General features: G+C 74.2%; 17 protein-coding genes. 13 read left to right on the top strand and 4 right to left on the bottom strand.

Annotated elements, in window-relative coordinates:
* Window positions 1–148: 148 nt before the first annotated feature.
* Window positions 149–1,441 carry a helix-turn-helix domain-containing protein gene (locus IH61_RS0102585; protein ID WP_051836142.1) on the bottom strand — a complete coding sequence of 431 codons (1,293 nt, stop codon included), beginning with the start codon at window positions 1,439–1,441 and terminating at the stop codon, window positions 149–151.
* Window positions 1,442–1,598: 157 nt separating this feature from the next.
* Between IH61_RS0102585 and IH61_RS0102580 the strand changes: the two genes are divergently transcribed.
* The 6 genes from IH61_RS0102580 to IH61_RS47605 are packed head-to-tail and all read left to right on the top strand — an operon-like array spanning window position 1,599 to window position 8,310.
* Window positions 1,599–2,858, top strand: a complete 1,260-nt coding sequence (locus tag IH61_RS0102580) for an MFS transporter (protein ID WP_158844552.1) — start codon at window positions 1,599–1,601, stop codon at window positions 2,856–2,858.
* 59 nt (window positions 2,859–2,917) lie between these two features.
* The gene (locus IH61_RS0102575) at window positions 2,918–4,114 is read left to right on the top strand and encodes an aldehyde dehydrogenase family protein (protein WP_031064206.1); all 1,197 of its coding nucleotides are present in this window, start codon (window positions 2,918–2,920) and stop codon (window positions 4,112–4,114) included.
* A complete protein-coding gene (locus IH61_RS0102570) occupies window positions 4,111–5,853 on the top strand; it encodes a thiamine pyrophosphate-binding protein (protein ID WP_031064204.1) in 1,743 nt (580 codons plus the stop codon). The genes IH61_RS0102575 and IH61_RS0102570 overlap by 4 nt, the downstream gene beginning before the upstream one ends.
* A gap of 3 nt (window positions 5,854–5,856) precedes the next feature.
* Window positions 5,857–6,786 (top strand): ACP S-malonyltransferase, encoded by a 930-nt coding sequence (locus IH61_RS0102565; RefSeq protein WP_051836141.1) that lies wholly within the window; start codon window positions 5,857–5,859, stop codon window positions 6,784–6,786.
* Window positions 6,783–8,030: an MFS transporter gene (locus IH61_RS40245; protein ID WP_051836140.1), complete on the top strand. Its 1,248-nt coding sequence runs from the start codon at window positions 6,783–6,785 to the stop codon at window positions 8,028–8,030. Before IH61_RS0102565 ends, IH61_RS40245 begins: the two co-directional genes overlap by 4 nt.
* Window positions 8,005–8,310: a hypothetical protein gene (locus tag IH61_RS47605; protein ID WP_051836139.1), complete on the top strand. Its 306-nt coding sequence runs from the start codon at window positions 8,005–8,007 to the stop codon at window positions 8,308–8,310. Before IH61_RS40245 ends, IH61_RS47605 begins: the two co-directional genes overlap by 26 nt.
* Window positions 8,311–8,392: 82 nt before the next feature.
* On the opposite strand, the gene IH61_RS0102555 is transcribed toward IH61_RS47605, so the two are convergent.
* From IH61_RS0102555 to IH61_RS0102545, 3 genes are all read right to left on the bottom strand, one after another.
* Window positions 8,393–9,628, bottom strand: coding sequence for a cytochrome P450 (locus IH61_RS0102555; RefSeq protein ID WP_031064201.1), 1,236 nt, complete (start codon window positions 9,626–9,628; stop codon window positions 8,393–8,395).
* Between the two features lie 65 nt (window positions 9,629–9,693).
* The gene (locus tag IH61_RS0102550; protein ID WP_031064200.1) at window positions 9,694–9,942 is read right to left on the bottom strand and encodes an acyl carrier protein; all 249 of its coding nucleotides are present in this window, start codon (window positions 9,940–9,942) and stop codon (window positions 9,694–9,696) included.
* Window positions 9,943–9,971: 29 nt separating this feature from the next.
* Complete coding sequence (locus IH61_RS0102545; RefSeq protein ID WP_031064198.1) at window positions 9,972–10,925, bottom strand: ribonucleotide-diphosphate reductase subunit beta; 954 nt, start codon at window positions 10,923–10,925, stop codon at window positions 9,972–9,974.
* Between the two features lie 217 nt (window positions 10,926–11,142).
* On the opposite strand from IH61_RS0102545, the gene fabF reads away from it, so the two are divergent.
* The 7 genes from fabF to IH61_RS0102510 all read left to right on the top strand — a co-directional run.
* On the top strand, window positions 11,143–12,411 hold the full coding sequence (fabF, locus tag IH61_RS0102540) for a beta-ketoacyl-ACP synthase II (RefSeq protein WP_031064196.1): 1,269 nt from the start codon (window positions 11,143–11,145) through the stop codon (window positions 12,409–12,411).
* Window positions 12,408–14,963, top strand: coding sequence for a class III lanthionine synthetase LanKC (gene lanKC, locus IH61_RS0102535; protein WP_031064194.1), 2,556 nt, complete (start codon window positions 12,408–12,410; stop codon window positions 14,961–14,963). The genes fabF and lanKC overlap by 4 nt, the downstream gene beginning before the upstream one ends.
* Window positions 14,964–15,050: 87 nt before the next feature.
* Window positions 15,051–15,137, top strand: coding sequence for a class III lanthipeptide (locus IH61_RS50130; protein WP_199823261.1), 87 nt, complete (start codon window positions 15,051–15,053; stop codon window positions 15,135–15,137).
* A 59-nt stretch (window positions 15,138–15,196) separates the two neighbouring features.
* A complete protein-coding gene (locus IH61_RS45520; RefSeq protein ID WP_107057019.1) occupies window positions 15,197–15,289 on the top strand; it encodes a class III lanthipeptide in 93 nt (30 codons plus the stop codon).
* A 56-nt stretch (window positions 15,290–15,345) separates the two neighbouring features.
* Complete coding sequence (locus tag IH61_RS47595; RefSeq protein WP_199823255.1) at window positions 15,346–15,435, top strand: class III lanthipeptide; 90 nt, start codon at window positions 15,346–15,348, stop codon at window positions 15,433–15,435.
* Window positions 15,436–15,627: 192 nt separating this feature from the next.
* Window positions 15,628–16,398 (top strand): enoyl-ACP reductase FabI, encoded by a 771-nt coding sequence (gene fabI / locus IH61_RS0102515; protein ID WP_031064192.1) that lies wholly within the window; start codon window positions 15,628–15,630, stop codon window positions 16,396–16,398.
* Between the two features lie 52 nt (window positions 16,399–16,450).
* Window positions 16,451–17,857 (top strand): class I adenylate-forming enzyme family protein (locus IH61_RS0102510; protein ID WP_031064189.1); only part of this gene is annotated, 1,407 nt, incomplete at its 3' end.

The raw sequence follows: 17,857 nt of genomic DNA, 5'->3' as shown, positions 1-17,857 counted from the left end.
GACGTACTCGGGCGGTTCGGCCGTGGTTCCAGGCGGGATGATCCGGCGTCGCGCGCCCGGCAAGATCGCCCGGACAGGGCCCATACACCGCGTCCGCCCTGGCCATCGCGTCCGCCCGGCCCACCGCGCCCGCCCAGCCGTACCGGGCTCAGGGCAGGAACAGCGCGAGCGGCACCGCCTCGGGGCCGGCGGGCTTCCCGTCCGCGCTGAGCTCCCGCCAGACCCGCATCGCCGACCGGTAGGCGCCGGTCCGCTCGTAGTGGTCGGCGGCGGCCCGGTAGTCCGCCTCGGCCTCGGCGGCGCGCCCGGCGGCGCGGTGGGCCCGGGCCCGCACGACCGTGATCCACGCCTGCTCCACGGGCGCCAGGCCCGGGGTGTCGGGGGCGATGGCGGAGGTCGCCTCGGCCGTCGGGCCCTCGCCGCCGCGGGACAGTACCGCGAGCGCCTCCAGCGCGGCCTGGACGGTGCGTTCGGCCGGCGAGCCCAGCAGGGCCACGACCGCGCTCAGCTGACCGACCAGCAGGGAGGCGTCCTCGCTCCGGCCGGCGGCGATCGCCGCCAGGGCGCGGGCACGGACGAGCCGGGTGCGCAGCCGGATCTCGTCGTCCGAGCCGAGCAGGGCATCGGCGCGGTCGAGGAGTTCCAGGGCCCGGTCCGGGCGGGCGGCCAGGTAGTGCACACCGGCGAGCGCCCACAGGGCGTTGACGCGCGGGTGCGCCGGCAGGTCGTCGCCGGGGTCCGACAGGGCGGACGAGAGCTCCTCGGCGCGTTCCTCGGCGCGTTGCTCGTCGTCGGCCTCCAGGTGGGCCATGACGAGGTTCGCGAGAACCTCGGTGCTCGCCGCGACGGGCGCGTCGGCCTCGGCGAGGGCGGCGACGGCCTGTTCGGCCCGGCGCGCGGCCTCGGCCGGGCGGTCGGCGCGGCGCAGGGCGCGGGCGCACTGGTCGAGGACCCTGGCACGCAGCAGGGGGGCGGCGTCCGTGAGCGGGTCGTCCAGGAGCCGGTCGAGAACGGCCAGAGCGGCGTCGCGCTCCTCGAGGTGGGCGTGGCAGGCCGCCAGCTCCCAACGGACCTCCCAGCGGGCCTCGACGGCGTCGGGGTCCGCGTCGGCCTGGGCCAGGGCGAGCTGGAGTTCGTCCCTGGCGCGCACCCAGTCGCCCGCGAGCTGGTGCGCCCGGGCGGACACCAGACGGCCCACCAGGCGCAGCCGGGTGGGGGCGGGCGGGGGGGCCGGGGCGGTGAGCTCGTCGAGGGGGACGCCGAGTTGGGCGGCGATGGCCTTGACGGCGCGGGCGCTGGGGCTGCGGCGTCCGCTCTCGACCAGCGAGATGTAGCTGGCGGAGACGGTCTCACTGGAGAGGTCCGCCTGGGAGAGACCACGCGCGCGGCGAATGTCCCGCACCCGCCTGCCGAATTCTGGCTGGTTCACGATCAAGGTCATCGCTCGCTGGTGTTCGAAGGGGACGCCATCGGATGGGCAGCAAAGAACTGTGACTGCGGAGTCTACCGAATTCTCAAGTCAGTCATCCGTGCTTTTCAGCCTTCTCCCAGCTTGAGTCAAGGTAATGTAATTATCCATGACTCAGATGTCATCACCCTTGATCCGACGTCGCGGTATCCACACCTTGCTCGCGGCCGTGCTGATCGGCTCCCTGGGCGAGGCGATGATGATCACCGCCGTGCCCTGGTTCGTCCTGCAGACCACCGGCAGCCCCGCACGCACCGGCGTGCTGCTGGCGGTGGGCGCGGTCACCTCCGGGCTGGCCGGAGTACTGGCGGGGCCCCTGGTGGACCGGTGGGGATTCCGGCGGATGGCGGTGACCGCGTACCTGTCCGGTGGCGCGGCCGCGGCCCTGGTGCCGCTCCTGCACCACCTCGACCGGCTGGACTTCCCCCTCCTGATCGGCCTGATGGCGGCGGCCACGATCCTGGAGGTGCCGGGAGTGGCGGCGGTCAGCGGGATGGTCCCGGGCCTGGCCGGCACGGCGGGCATGCCGCTGGAGCGGGCGAACTCCCTGCTCGCCGGGGTGCACCAGGGCGCCCAGCTGTTCGGTGTGCCGCTCGGCGGGGCGCTCGCCGTCCTCGTGGGCACGGACGGGGTACTGGCGGCGGACGCGGCCGGCTGCCTGCTCGCGGGCGCCGCCATCGCGTTCGGCATCCCCCGCCCGGACACCACCCGCCCGGACACCGGAGCCACCCGTACGGACACCGGAAGGAGCACCGGCCCCCGCGCCTACCTGTCCGAACTCACCACCGGCCTGCGGACCTTGTGGAGCCACCGGCTGCTGCGCACGCTGGCCGGCGCGGGCACCGCGTTCAACGCCCTGGACAGCGGCCTGTCCGGAGTCGTCCTGGTCACCTACGCCTTCCAGCAGCTGGGCACCCCGCTCGCCTTCGGGGCGCTGCTCACCTCCTTCGGCGTCGGGATGCTCGCGGGCACGGTGGGCTACGCCGCACTCGGCCACCGCATCGCCCACCGCTCCGCACTGCTGGGCTCCGGCCTGGCCGTCGGACTGCTGATCGCCTCCCTGGCCGCCCTGCCGGGACTGGCCGCCTCCTGCGCCCTGCTCGGACTGCTCGGCGCGGTGGCCGCCCCGGTGGGCCCGATCCGCGCGAGCGCCCTGCAGAACGGCGTTCCGGCACCGCTGTTCGGCCGGGTGGCCTCGGCCGTGGACACCGTCGGGATGGCCGCCGTGCCCCTGGGGGCGTCGGCCGCGGTCCTGGCCCTGGGCTGGCTGGGGCTGCGCGGGACGGTACTGGCGATCGCCGGCTGCTACCTGCTGGTGGTCGCGGCCTGCTGGCGCTCCCGGTCGATCCGGACGCTGGGAGGCCCGGCGCCGCTTCATGACTCCCCTTGACAATCGATGACTCTTACTTGACTCTGACTCACCATGGACCCCAGTTTGAGGAGGGATGCATGACCACCGTCTCCGCACGGTCGGCGGCGCTGCGCCAGGTCCGCGACTTCCTGGCCGACCATGCCGAGCAAGTACGCGCACTGCTCTGCGAGATTTCCACTCATCGGGCCGCCGGTTACGAGGTGGAAGCGGCCCTCGCCACCCTGGACGGCGCCGACGCCGAGGTGGCCCGCCACCGCCCGCATGAGGTCTCGCGCTCCGCGGTCTTCATGCCGTCCAACCTGATCCTCTACTCCTACGTGCTCTACCTCCTCGTCCCCTCGCTCTACACCCGCCGCCTGGTGTTCCGCCCGTCCAGCCAGGTCAAGGACCAGATGGCGCGGCTGCACGCGATGCTCGCGCCGGTGCACGGCCTGCCGGTCGAACTGGCCACCACCAGCCAGCGGGACTTCCTGGAGGAGGAGGCCCTGCGCGCTGACGTGGTCGTCTTCACCGGGGCCTACCGCAACGCCGAGCAGGTCCGCTCCCAGCTCGCCCCCGGGCAGCTGTTCCTGTTCCTGGGCTCGGGCGTCAACCCCTTCGTGGTCGCCCCCGGCGCCGACCTGGCCCGGGCCGCCCGCGACGTGGTGGAGATCCGGCTGCTGAACGCCGGCCAGGACTGCCTGGGCCCGGACCTGCTGTGCGTGCACGAGAGCCTGCTGACCCCGTTCCTGGACGCCCTGGTCACCGAGCTCAAGGGCCTGCGCCACGGCCCGTACACCGAGCCGGACGCCGACTACGGCCCGCTGTTCTACGAGGGCGCGCTGGAGGAGGCGGCGCTGTTCCTGGCCCGGCACCGGGAGCGGATCGTGCACGGCGGCGCGGTGGACTTCGCCGACCGCCGGGTGGACCCGGCCGTGGTCCTCGGTCCGCCGGCCACCCCGCGCACCCAGGTGCCGGAGTTCTTCGCCCCCGTCTTCAACCTGACGCCCTACCGGGACGAGCTGTCCCTCGCCGCCGTCCTGACCACCGGCATGTTCACCGAGCGGGCCCTGGGCTCCACCGTCTACGGCCACGCCCCCGACCTCGTCAGGGCCCTCGCCCGACGGACCACCGTGACCACCGACACCACCCTGCTCGCCGTCGACGACGGCAACGCGCCCTTCGGCGGCTACGGGCGGCAGGCGAACTACATCACCGACGGCTCCGATCAGTGGGTCGAACCGATCCTGATCTCCAAGGCAGTCGCCGAGCACCTCCCGGAAGGCCGACCGTGACCCACCGCCCCGACGTCCGACCCCCGTACCCCGGCGCCTGGTTCGCCGTCGCGGACCACCTCGCCCACCTCGGGGTGAACACCGTCTTCGGCCTGCCCGGCGACGACATGGACCTCCTCGCCGCGCTGAAGGACACCGACACCACCGTGGTGCTCTGCCGGGACCAGCGCAACGCCCTGTACATGGCCACCGGCCACGCCCTGGCCCGGGGCGGGCCGGCCGTGTGCGTGGTCGGCAAGGGCCCGGCCCTGACCAACACGCTGACCGGGCTGCTGGAGGCCCGCAGCGCCGCCGCCCCGGTCGTCCTGCTGGCGGGCGGCACCGCGCTGGAGAGCCTCGGCACCGGGGCCTTCCAGGAGCTGGACCAGCTGAGCGCGGTCCGCCCCTTCGTCAAGCGGGCCGAACGGGTCGACCGCCCGGAGCAGTTGCCCGCCGCCCTGGAGCGGGCGGTGGCGGCGGCCGTCAACGGCACCCCGGGCCCGGTCTACCTGGAGATCGCCGAGCAGGTCGGCCCGCAGACCGTCCCCCGCCCCGCCGCCTGGCGCGACTCCCGGCCGCAGCGGCTGGGCCCCGACGAGGACGTGCTGCGCGCGAGCGCCGAGCGGATCGCGGCGGCTCGCCGGCCGCTGCTGCTGGTGGGCGGCGGAGCGCGGCACCGCAACGGGGACGGCGCGATCGAGCGCCTCGCCGAACTGCTGGGCGCCCCGGTCTTCGTGACCGCCTCCGGGCGCGGCACCGTCTCCGAGGACCACCCGCTGTACTGCGGGGTCGCGGGCCTGTACGCGCAGGAGCCGGTGGCCCGGCTGTGGCACCGGGCGGACCTCGTGGTGGCGCTCGGCAGCCGGCTGGAGGAGACCGCGACCTTCGGCTGGCCCGAGCGCGGCGCCCTGCCGGTGATCCAGGTGGTCGCGGGCGAGGACTCGGTGGTCACCGCCTCACCCGGTCTGAACGTCCTGGGCGACGTGGCCCGTACGGTGGCCGGCTGGACCGCGGCCCTGGCCGCCCGCCCCGGCGCCCGCGACTGGGCGGAACTGGTGCGGGAGGCGCGCACCGAGCTGTTCGAGGCCGCCTCCAAGCGCGCCGAGGAGGCCCGACTGGCCGTCCCCGAAGGGGCGGTGACGGTCGCGCAGGTGCTGGAGGCGGTCGACCGGGCGGTGCCGGAGGACCGGATCCTGGTGCAGGAGAACGGCCTCCAGGACATGTGGTCGTACTTCTACCCGCACTGGACCTGCCGCTCGGCCGGCGGCTCGATCGTCCCCAGCGAGCAGACACCGCTCGGCTTCGGCGCCGCCGCAGCGCTCGGTGCGGCGCTGGCCGCGCCCGGGCGGCCGGTGGTGGCGCTGGCCGGCGACGGCGCGTTCAACATCTTCCGCGGCGAACTGCCCACGCTGGTCGGCGTCCCGGCGCCGGTGCTGTACGTCGTGCTCGACAACGGCGGGTACGGCTGGCTCCAGGCGAACCTGGACCGCGTCTGCGGGCCCGACCCCGGCTTCGAGTTCGCCGTCCCCGGCCGCGCCACCGGCACCGCGGGCCAGGCCCGCGACCTCGGCCTGTGGTACCGGCGCGTCGAGCGCGCGGAGGAGCTCGGCGAGGCGCTCGCCTCCGCCTGGGCCGAGTGCACCGCCGGGCGCAGCGCCGTCGTCGAGGCGGCCGTGAGCCTGAGCGACCGCCCGCCGGGCGTGGACGAGCCGGACGGAGACTTCCCGGCACCGGCCCAGCAGCAGACGAACCAGGGGTGACGCATGTCCGTGGCACTGTTCTTCCCAGGGCTCATCCCCACCAGGTACGACGCCGTCGCCGAGTTCGTGGCCCGCGACCAGCGGGCGCGGCGGTACTTCGCGCAGGCCGACGAGGTGCTGGGCTACCGCCTCATCGAGGCGTACCGCGACGCGGCGATCTACGACTGGGAGGTGTACGAGGCCGGGTTCATGGCCGTCACCCTCGCGCTGGCGGAGTGGGCCGAGCGGGAGTACGGGGTGGCGCCCTCCGTGTGCGGCGGGCAGAGCTTCGGGGCGTTCATGGCCACCGTCCGGGCGGGGGTGCTGAGTTACCCCGAGAGCCTGGAGCTGATCCGGCGCAGCGTGGTGGTGGAGCGGGACTACTTCGAGAACCTGGCCGAGCCCCTCGGCTGCCACTTCTTCTACCGGCTGCCGTACGAGACGGTCGAGCGGCTGCTCGCGCAGGCCCGGGACGAGGAGGGCTGGTTGGAGCTCTCGGTGGTGCTGGACGAGGCGGTGCACGCCGTCTCCGGCTCGCTGCCCGCGCTGGAGCGCTTCGAACGGCGGGTGCGGGAGGAGGGCGGCTTCCCCTTCTACACCATGAACCGGGCCGAGCACTGCTCGGCGGTGGCGCCGCTGCGGGCGCGGCTGCTGGAGGAGGTGTACGGCACGGTGCCGTGGCACGAGGCGCGGATACCGCTGGTGTCGGACGTGGACGGCCGGCTGCTGACGGATCCGGAGGAGATCAAGCACGACCTCCTGGACGGCTGGACCACCCCGGTGCACTGGCGCACGGTGGTGGACGGCCTGCGCGCCGCCGGCACCGAGGAGGTGTGGATCCCCGGCCCGCGGAACATGTTCGCCCGGATCACCAACACGACGTTCCGGACCAGGGTGGTCTCCCCCAAGCTCGCCCTGGCAGGGTCGCGCGACACCGCCGTGGTGGCTCCGTGAGCGCTCACAGCGCTGACCCCGGCGAGATCGCCGAGCGGATCGGCCGCACCGTCCGCTCGGCCGTCGCCCTGGCCGGGGCGTCGGCCGAGGTGCTGGACTTCCTGCTGCCGCTGTGGGCCGGCTCCGCGCTGAAGGCCGGGCCCACGGCGATCGGTGCGCTGATCGCCGTGGAGGCGGCGCTGTCGCTCCTGGTGCGTCCGCTGGCGGGCGAGCTCGCGGACCGGCTGGACCCGCGGCGCATCGCCGCGGTGGGCGCCGGGCTGTACGCGGTGTCCTTCGCCGGGTACGCGCTGGCCCCGTCACTGCCCCTGGCGTTCGCGGCGGCCGCGGTGGGCGGTGCGGGCGGGGCCCTGTTCTGGGTCTCGCTGGACACCTGGACCGGCCGCCACCTCTCCGACGCCGGCTCCGCCGCGTACGGCAGCCTGCTGGCGGCCTCCGGCGAGGGGGCGTTCATCGGCTACCTGGTCGCGTTCTCGGCCCTGGACGACGGCGGCTACCCGCTGCTGTTCGGGCTGAGCAGCGCGGCCTGCGCCATCGCGTGCGTGCTGCTCGTGGCCGGTGCGCGATCCGGGCCCCGGTCGGCGAACGCCGGTGACGTCGCGGCCGTCTCCCCCTCCGGGGAGGCGGCGCCGCTGCGCCGGCTGCTGCCGCTGATGTCGGCGACCGCCGTCACGGCGGGGGCGGAGGCCGGCCTGTGGATGCTCCTGCTGCTGCGCCTGCAGCGCGACCTGGGCCTCCAGCCGGTGCAGATCGCCTGGGTGTTCGCGCCCGGGTTCGCGGTGTTCGTCCTGGTGCCGAAGTACGCGCACCTGGTGACCGACCGGCTGGGGCGCACCCGCACGATGACCGTCGCGTTCGTCGCCTCGGCCGTGTTCGCGGGCGCGCTGGGGGCGGCCTCCGGCCCGGTGGTGATCGCGGTGCTGTGGGCGCTGGCCGCGGCCTGCTTCTCGGCGCAGCTGCCGGTGGAGCAGGCGACGGTGGCCGCCGCCGGCGGGGCGCGGGTGGGCCGGGCGATGGGGCTGTACGAGAGCGCGCGGCTGGCCGGGGTCCTGGCCGGGCCGGTGCTCATGGGCGCGGTCTACGAGTGGCGGGGCTGGGGCTGGGCCTGCGCGGTGGCGGCCGGCGCGGCCGCCGCCTGTGCCACGGCGGCGCCGTTCGCCGTACGAGTGTTGCGGCTGCCGGAAGGGGACGGCCGCGTGGAAGAGAGGGAGTGGAGCCATGGCATGGGACGAGCTGAGCGCTGAGGAGAAGGCCGAGGCGAAGGCGCACGCGAGCAAGGAGCGGCGGGACTGGCTGTTCCACACGGTCGCCTTCGTCGTCGTCCAGGCGGTGTTGTGGGCCGTCGGGCGCTCGTGGCTGGTGCACTGGGCGACCGGCCGGCCGATCGACCCCGAGCAGCGCGGCGTGTGGATGTGGATCGGGCGGGTCTGGCTGACGATCTGGATCATCGACACCATCTGGTCGTGGTCCTACACGTTCTTCCCGCGCAGGAAGAAGAAGGCCAAGGCCGGGTCCGAGGTCTGACGCACCTGCTACCTCACGTGCACGTCCGGCCCCACCGCTGCGCGGGCAGCGGTGGGGCCGGACGTGCTCCGGGTGGGCCGGGTCACCGGGTGCCCAGCAGCAGCGGCAGTTCGGCGAACCCGTTCAGCGCGCCGAACCCCTGGCGCCGCTCGGGCAGTTGGGCGAGGGCGATGTCGGGGAAGCGGGCCAGCAGCGCGGGGAAGGCGATCTCGGCCTCCATCCGGGCCAGCACGGCGCCCAGGCAGTAGTGGGCGCCCGCGCCGAAGGCGAGGTTGGCGGCGACGGGGCGGTCGGGGTCGAAGCGGTCCGGGTCCGGGTAGCGGCTCTCGTCGCGGTTGGCGCTGCCGAGCAGCAGCAGGACCTCGGCGCCGCGCCGCAGGGGCACGCCCGCGAGTTCGGTGTCCTCGGCGGCCCAGCGGGAGGCGAGGGTGATCGGCGGGGTGTGGCGGAGCATCTCCTCCACCCAGGGGCCGATGCGCCCGCTCTCGGCGCGCAGCCGGGCCAGCAGCTCGGGCCGGGAGAGGAGGGTGGCCAGGCCGTTGCCGAGCAGGTTGCTGGTGGTCTCGTAGCCGGCCGAGTACAACAGGACGAGGTTGGCGAGCAGTTCGCGCCGGCTGAGGCGGTCGCCGTCGGCCTCGCGGGCGGCGATCAGGGTGGAGACGAGGTCGGGGCGGGGGTCCCGGCGGCGCTGTTCGACGAGGTCGCCCAGGCGTTCCCAGAGTTCCTCGACGGCGCGGTCGGCGGTTTTCAGGGCCTCCCCGGTGAGGTCCTGCTCGATGGCCCGGGTGACGGCCTCCACGCGCGGCGCGAACCAGGCCCGGTCCGCCTCGGGCAGGCCGAGCAGTTCGCCGATGACGGTGATCGGCAGCGGCAGCGCGAAGCCGCTCATGAAGTCCACCGCCGCGCCCGCGCCCGCTCCGGCCGCCAGCCGGTCGAGGAGGGAGTCGACCAGGGCGGTGACGGCGGGGCGCAGTTCGGCGATCCGGCGCGGGCTGAACGCGGTGCCGACCAGCCGGCGCAGGCGTTCGTGGTGCGGCGGGTTGCAGTTGACCATCTCGGCCATCAGCGAGTGGACGGCCGGGTGTTCGCCGGCCCCGGGCAGGTTGGCGTCCATCCACTGCTCGTCCTCGACCCGGAAGGCCGGGTTGCGGAGCACCCGGTCGCACTCGGCGTGACGGCTGAGCAGGATGCGGCCGTCCGGGAGGCGCAGGGCCGGGGCGTGCGTGCGCAGCACGGCGTAGTGCGGGTAGGGGTCGGGGCAGCCGCGGGGGTCGAACAGCGAGCGGACGGCCCGGCGGACCGCGGTGGCTTCGGTCATGGGTGCTCCTGGAATGGGTCCGGCCGGCCAGGGGGTGTACTGGCCGGCCGGACGCGACGGGGGGATCAGGCGGGCTGGAGCTGCTTCTCGATGCGCACGACGACGTCGGACACCAGCCGGAGCTCCTTGAGTTCCTCCTCGGGGAGCTGGATGTCGAAGCGCTCCTCGGCGGCGACGATCACCTCGACCATGGCGAGGGAGTCGACGTCCAGGTCCTCGACGAAGGACTTGTCCTCGGTGACCAGGGCCGGGTCGGTGTCGGCCACCTCGTTGAGGATCTCGGCCAGGGCGGTGACGATCTCTTCGCGGGTCATGCGTGCTGCCTTCCTTCTGGGACGGTTTCTCAGGACGTGGGAGTGGGGGCGGCGGTGACGGGGGCGAGGCCGATGACGTGGTCGGCGAAGGCGTCCTCGATGCCGATCAGGCGCAGTTGGCGGCGCAGGCTGTCGCTGCCGAGGTCGCGCAGGCTGGGGCCGTTGTCGACGGAGTCCTCGGCCTGGCCGCCCTCGCCGATGCGCAGCGCGATCGGGCCGGCCTGTTCGATGATGTCGCGGATGTCGTCGCCGTAGCCCTCCTTGACGCCGACGCGCAGGGCGTGCAGGCCGTAGCTGACGTGGCGTGACTCGTCGCGGCACATCGCGGTGAAGCCGGCCTTGACGCCCTGGAGCAGCGGGGTGCCCTGGAGCGAGCGGACGATGGCGCGCTGGCCGACGAGGGCGAGGACGCCTTCGGTGACGAGGTGGAACAGGGCGACCGCGCGGATCCAGCGGCGGTAGTCGCCGGGGTGCTCGAGCAGCTCGCGGATGACCTCGGTCTCCAGCCGGCTGAGGTCGCGGTGCGGAGGCGTGACGGCGTTCCACGCCTGGACGAGCATCCGGGCCGGGTCCGGGTCGTATCCGAGGACCTCCTCGCCCAGGCGCAGCATCAGCTGGGTGTGCCGGGTCTCGTCGGCGATCTGCGTGCCCAGGTAGAGGTGGTCGATCTCCTCGGGGGCGCCGGTGAGGATGGGCGCGAGCAGGTCGAGCCCGGTGTACTCGCCGATGATGAAGGTGGCGATGGACTCCTCGAGGACGGTGCGCAGGGCCTTCGGCAGCCGCCGGTCGAAGTCCTCGCGGTCGGGCTCGAGTTCGATGGCCAGGGCCGACCACTGCTGCTTCTCCCAGCGCTCGTACAGGGCCCTCGGCTGCGGCTGCTGGGCGGTGACCAGGTCGGCGTGGCGCACCACGTCGGCCAGTGGCAGCTGTGGCATCTCGCCGAGGGACGCGTCGTCGAGCAGCAGTGTGCTCCAGCGACTCATCTCTACTCCCATGACTATGTGAGTCAAACTCATGACTGCTCGGATTCCCAGTAATAACAGGCCCGATCAGCATCGGTCAATGATCGACCGGACCGGCTTCGAGTCAAGCAACCTCGACTTGAGTCATGGTTCTTGACTCACTTGTCGAGATCGGGCAAGCTCTGGTCACGACAGCGGAGCACCGCTGCGGAAGGCTCTCCATGGGGAGGAGTACGGCATGGCGGACACCGGGAGACATCCCGCGCCCCGCCGGGTGGTCATCACCGGAACCGGGGTGATCTCGCCGATCGGGCACAGCGTCCAGGAGTTCTGGGCCGCCGCGACGGCCGGCACCAACGGGGTGAAGGCCATCACCGGGCTGGACACCGCCCTGCTGCCGACCCGGTTCGCCGGCCAGGTGACCGGCTTCGACCCACTGGCCCACATGCCCAACCGGGTCGCCCGGCGCCTGGACTCCTACGCCCAGTTCGCCCTCGCCGCCGCCCAGGAGGCGATGGCGCAGGCCGGCCTGAAGGACGCCGGCGAGCGCCCCGAGCGCACCGCGGTGGCCATGGGGACCGGCTACGGGCCGGGCCGGCTGATGCAGTCGTCCATCCTGGCCCTGCACCACAAGGGCCGACGGCGCATCAACCCCTACCTGGCCACCGGCGGCTCGCTGGACAGCGCGGCCGGGGAGATCGCGGTGCGCTTCGGCGCCCACGGGCCCTCCACCACCGCCGTCACCGCCTGCGCCACCGGCGCCACCTCCGTCGGGGAGGCGATGCGGATGATCCGCCACGGCTACGCCGACGTGGTCATCGCCGGCGGCGCCGACGACGCGATCAACCCGCTCGACCTGGCGGCCGCCGCCAACTCCGGTGCGCTCTCGCGCCGCGACGACTCCCCCGAACTGGCCAGCCGCCCCTTCGACCGGGCGCGCGACGGATTCGTCATGGGAGCCGGCGCCGGCGTGGTCGTCCTGGAGGCCGAGGAGCACGCCCGGCTCCGCGGTGCCGCCGTCCTCGCCGAACTCGCCGGCTACGGCGCCGGCACCGACACCTACCACGCGACCCACCCGCACCCGCAGGGCGTCTCCGCCACCCTCGCCATGACCGCCGCCCTCGCCGACGCCGGCCTGAGCCCGGACGCGGTGGACCACATCTCCGCCCACGGCACCGGCACCGAGCTCAACGACCGGATCGAGAGCGCCGCGATCCGCACGGTGCTCGGCGAGCGCGCCCCCCGGGTGCCGATCAGCTCCCTCAAGTCGATGACCGGTCACATGATCGGCGCCGCCGGGGCGGCCGAGCTGATCGCCGCCGTGCAGACCCTGCGCACCGGCCTGGTGCCGCCCACCCTCAACTGCGACGACCCCGAGGACGGGGAGCTGGACTACGTGCCGCACCGCGCCCGCGAGATCGACGCCCGGGTGGTCATGAGCAACTCCTTCGGATTCGGCGGGCACAACGCGGTCCTCGTCGTCCGCAGCTGGGAGGACCACGCATGATCAGCCGACCGCCGGCCGAGGCGTACTGCCAGGCCGACCCCGTCTTCTACGACCTCGCCGGACAACACGGCTCCGACGAGAGCGACTTCGCCGCCACCGGCGAACCGCCCGCGCCCGGCTGGCGGCGCACCGACCGGGACGTCTGGGTCGTCCACACCCCCGACGGGCACCGGATGCCCGACCAGGGCTGGAAGATCCACATCTCCGCGCTGCCCGCCAACGCCGAGCACGTCGTCGACATCGCCCGGCAGTACTGCACCGAGTACCGCCTGCCGTACAAGTTCCTGCGCAGTCACAAGGTGCTGGCCACCCACAGCCTCAAGTACGCCCCCCGCTCGGCCAGCGGCAAGCTCGTCACGATCTACCCGGGCGACGAGGAGCAGCTGCACACCACCCTGCTGGAACTCGGCAAACTCCTCGACGGGGAGCCCGGCCCCTACATCCTCACCGACCTGCGCTGGGGCGAAGGCCCGCTGCACCTGCGCTACGGCGGCTTCGCCTCGCGCTACTGTCCCGGCCCGGACGGCACCCCCGTCCTGGCCGTCGCCCGCCCCGACGGCACCCTGGTGCCCGACCGGCGCCGCCCCGTCTTCGAAGTCCCCGAGTGGGTCACCCCTCCCGGCTTCGTCACCGAGGCGATGGCCGCCCGCAACGACGGCGGCTCCTTCCCCTACCGGGTCGAACGGGCCCTGCACTTCTCCAACGCGGGCGGCGTCTACCTGGCGAAGGACGGCGACGGGCGCCAGGTCGTCCTCAAGGAGGCCCGCCCCAACGCCGGACTCGACGGCCGCGGCGACACCGCCACCGTCCGCCTCGCCCGCGAACGCCACGCCATGGAACGCCTCGCCGGCCTGCCCGGCATCCCACGGCTGTACGAGCACGTCACGGTCTGGGAGCACGAGTTCCTCGCCGTCGAGTACCTGCCCGGCCAGCCGCTCCAGACCTGGCTCGCCGCCAACTACCCACTCGTCAGGGCCGGTTCGACGCCCCAGGACCGCCACGCCTACGCCGAGCGGGCCGGCCGGCTCGCCGACCGGGTCGAACGGCTGCTGGCAGGCGTCCACGACCGCGGCCTGGTCTTCGGCGACCTGCACCCCGGCAACATCCTGGTCGACGAGGACAACAGCGTCCACCTCATCGACTTCGAGCTCAGCACCCCCGTGGAACAGGCCCACCGCCTCGGCCTCGGCCACCCCGGCTTCACCGCCGGGGACCGCAGCGGCACCGACATCGACCTCCACGCCCTCGCCGTCCTGCGCCTGTGGCTGCTCCTCCCGCTCACCGGGCTGTTCGAGCTCGACCCGCCCCGCGCCGCCCGCCTGGCCGACGCCGCCGAGCAGCAGTTCGACCTCGGGCCCGGCGCCCTCGACGCCCTGCGCCGCCGACTCGCGCCCACCGGTCCCGACCGCCGGCCCGCCGCACTGCGCGAGGCGGCCGACACCGACCTCACCGGCGACCGGGTCGACTGGGACGCGGCCCTGCGCTCGATGGCCGACGCCGTCCTGGGCTCCGCCACCCCCGAGCGGACCGACCGTCTCTTCCCCGGCGACGTCCGCCAGTTCCACACCGACGGCCTCAACTTCGCCCACGGCGCGGCCGGCGTCCTGTGGGCCCTGGAACGCGCCGGCGCCGGACGCCACGCCGAGCACGAGCGGTGGCTGCTGGACGCGGTGCGCCGCACCCCGCCCCGCCGGCCCGGCTTCTACGACGGCGCACACGGCATCGCCCACGTCCTCGCCGCCTTCGGCCACACCGAGGAGGCCCTTCGCCTGGCCGAGGACGTCCGGCCCACCGTCGCCGGGCTGCGCACCGTCTCCCTCCACGGCGGCCTGGCCGGCGTCGGACTCGGACTGCTGGACCTCGCCGAACGCACCGGCAGCCCCCGACTGCTCGAGCGGGCGCACGAGGTGGCCGACCAAGTGGCCGCAGCCGTCCGGTCCGGCACCGCGCCCGGCATCGCCGGCGGCCCCGGCCACGGGCACCGCGCCGGGCTCCTGCACGGCTGGTCCGGCCCCGCGCTGTTCCTTCTCCACCTGTACGAGCGCACGGGCAGCCGCGACCACCTGGACCTGGCCTCCCGCGCCCTGCACCTCGACCTCGACCTGTGCCGCACCGCCCCCGACGGCTCCCTCCAGGCGGACGGCGGCTTCCGCCTCCTGCCCTACCTGGAGACCGGCAGCGCCGGCATCGCCCTGGCCGCCGACCGGCTCCTCACCCACCGCGACGACGAGCGCACCGCCCTGGCCCTGCCCGACCTGCTCCGCGCCACCACGGTCGACTTCACCGTCGAACCGCACCTGTTCGCCGGCCGGGCGGGCCTGCTCCTGACGCTGGCCGTCCTCGGCCGCGAACGCCACGGCACCGCGATCGACGGCCACCTGGCCCGGCTCCACTGGCACGCCCTCGCCCACCGGGGCCGGATCGCCTTCCCCGGCGAGCAGTTGCGGCGCCTGTCCATGGACCTGGCCACCGGCAACGCCGGGATGCTGCTCGCCGTCACCGCCGCCACCCGGCACCGCCGCGACGTGCTGCCCTTCCTCGCCTCGAGCTGACGGAAGGCCACGCCGCCCCCTGAACCCCGGCCGCCCCGGCGGCCGGTACCACCCGCCCCTGCGACACCACGGAAAGGAGGAAACACCATGTCCATCGTTCTGGACCTGCAGGGTCTCGAGACCCCCGCCGAGGAGACCGCCCTGGTCGCCAGCACCGTCAGCAACGGCTGCTGAACGAGCCCCGGCTCGTACGGCTGCACGCCCCTACGGAGATCAGGAGAGGAGGGATTCGCATGTCCATCGTTCTCGACCTTCAGGGTCTGGAGACCCCGGCCGAGGAGGCCGCTCTGGGCACCAGCACCGTCAGCAACGCCTGTGGCCAGTGAGTGCTGAACTCCGCACTGGTCCACGCCCCACTTCACCCCGGAGGGGAGGAAACACCATGTCCATCGTCCTGGACCTGCAGGGTCTCGAGACCCCGGCCGAGGAGACCGCTCTGGCCACCAGCACCGTCAGCAACAACTGCCAGTGAGTAGTGAGTTGTGAAACCGGCACCGGTGCACGCAAGTGCACCGGTGCCTCCCGGTTCCCGGACCTGGCACAGAACCCGGCAGGGAACCCGGCAGGGAACCCGGCACGGAACCAGCCGCAGAACCCGGCACAGGACCCGGCACGGGACCCAGCGCCGAACCCGCACCCCGAACCTGAACCCGAGGGAGAAACGATGAGCGGCCTGCTCGACGGCCGGACGGTGGTGGTCACCGGTGTCCTCAGCGAAGCCTCGATCGCCTTCGCGGTCGCCCGCCTCGCCCAGCGCGAGGGCGCCCGGGTGATCCTCACCGCCTACGGCCGCCCCACGCTGGTCGCCCGCATCGCCCGCCGGCTGCCGCAGGACGCACCGGTGGTCCCGCTCGACGTCACCGACGAGAGCCAACTCGCCTCCCTCGCCGAGGAGTTGTCCGCCCACACCGACCGCGTCGACGGACTGTTGCACTCCGTCGCCCGGGCCCCCGCCAGCTGCCTGGACGGTGGCTTCCTCACCGCCCCCTGGGCCGACGTCGCCTCCGCCGTCCACACCTCCGCCTACTCCCTCCAGGCCCTCGCCCGCGCCACCCGCCCCCTGCTGAGCCCCGGCGCCTCGATGGTCGGCCTCGACTTCGACGCCTCGCGCACCTGGAGCGGCTACGACTGGATGGGCGTGGCCAAGGCCGCCCTGGAGGCCACCGGCCGCTACCTCGCCCGCGACCTCGGCCCGGCCTCCGTACGGGTCAACCTCGTCGCGGCCGGGCCGCTGCGCACCACCGCCGCCCGCGCCATCGGCGAGGGCGGCGAGGCGTTCGAGGCCGACTGGGCGAGGACCGCGCCGCTCGGCTGGGACGCGACCGACGCCGAGCCCGTCGCCCGTGCCTGCGTGGCCCTGATGTCCGACTGGTTCCCCGCCACCACCGGCGAGATCGTGCACGTGGACGGCGGCCACCACATGGTCGGGGCCTGACGTGCCCGCAGTGCGGCCCGTCGAACCGTCCCCCCACAGGAGGAAGCCGTCCATGACCCGCACCCCCGTCCTCGCCGACGCCTCCACCCGGCTCACCGGAGACGCGCTCACCGGCCGCGTCCTGGCCGCCGCCCTCGCCCTGCGCGAGCGCGGCGTCGCCCCCGGGGACCGCGTCCTCGTCCAGGGCGACAACTCCGTCGAGTACGTCATCGCGCTGCTCGCCCTGATGCACCTGGACGCCTCCCTCGTCCCCCTCGACCACCGGGACTCGGCCGAGGGCAGCCGCGCGGCCGCCGAACAGGCCGGCGTCCGCTGGCTGTTGGGCGACGGCACCCCGGTGCCGTTCCTGCCCGCCGAGCGCGCGATCGACCGCAACGGCCTGGGCGGCGAGCCGGTGGCGGGAGAGGTCGACCTGGACACCTGGCTCCGGCGCGACGACGCGCTCGTGCTGTGGTCCTCCGGCACCACCGGCCGTCCCAAGGGCATCGTGAAGTCCGGACGCGCCGTCCTGGACAACACCCGCCGCACCGTCGAGGCCATGGGCTACCGCGAGGACGACGTCCTCTCCCCGCTGCTGCCGTTCTCCCACCAGTACGGGCTGTCCGTGCTCCTGCTGTGGTGGCTGGCCGGCTGCACCCTGCTCGTCACCCCGTACCAGCGCCTCGACCTGGCCGTCACCCAGACCGCGGCGGCCCGGGCCACCGCCGTCGACGCCTCCCCCTCGACCTACCACGCGCTGCTGGGCATCGTGCGCCACCGCCCGGAGCTGCGCACGGCCCTCGCCTCGGTACGGCTGTGGGGCGTCGGCGGCGCGCCGCTGTCCCCGCTGCTGGCCCAGGCGTTCGCCGAGACCATGGGCGGCCCGCTGCTCGACGGCTACGGGCTCACCGAACTCGGCAACGTCGCCCTCGCCACCCCGGACTCCACCGCCGGCTGCGGGCGCCCCCTGCCCGGCCTCGGCCTGCGCATCGCCCACGCGGACGGACGGCGGTCCGTCCCCGGGGAGCTCGGCGAGATCGAGGTCCGCTCCCCCGGCCTGATGGAGGGCTACCTCCTCGCCGACGGCAGCCTCACCCCCGTCGCCCCCGGCTCCTGGTTCGCCACCGGCGACCTCGGCCGCCTCGACGAGTCGGGCAACCTGCACGTCGCCGGGCGCAACCGGGCCGTGCACCGGCTCGGGTTCACGCTCTATCCCGAGCACCTGGAACGCAAGGCCGAGAACTGCGGACGCCCCGTCAAGGTGCTGGCCGTCGACGACCCCCGGCGCGGCGCCAGCCTCCACTTCGTCGTCGCCGACCCCGACGGCGACACGCCCGCCGCCTGGCGCGGCCGCCTCACCGCCCACCTCGCCGACTACGAGCAGCCCAACGCCGTCCACGTCGTCGACCGCTTCCCCCTCACCCCCAACGGCAAGGTCGACCCCCACGCCCTGCGCACCCTCATCGGCGCCCCACCCGCC

The sequence above is a fragment of the Streptomyces sp. NRRL WC-3742 genome, from assembly GCF_000720635.1.
Classification (GTDB): Bacteria; Actinomycetota; Actinomycetes; order Streptomycetales; family Streptomycetaceae; genus Kitasatospora.
Note: the sequence above shows the minus strand (reverse complement) of the source record. Positions and strands in the feature narration are given on the sequence as shown.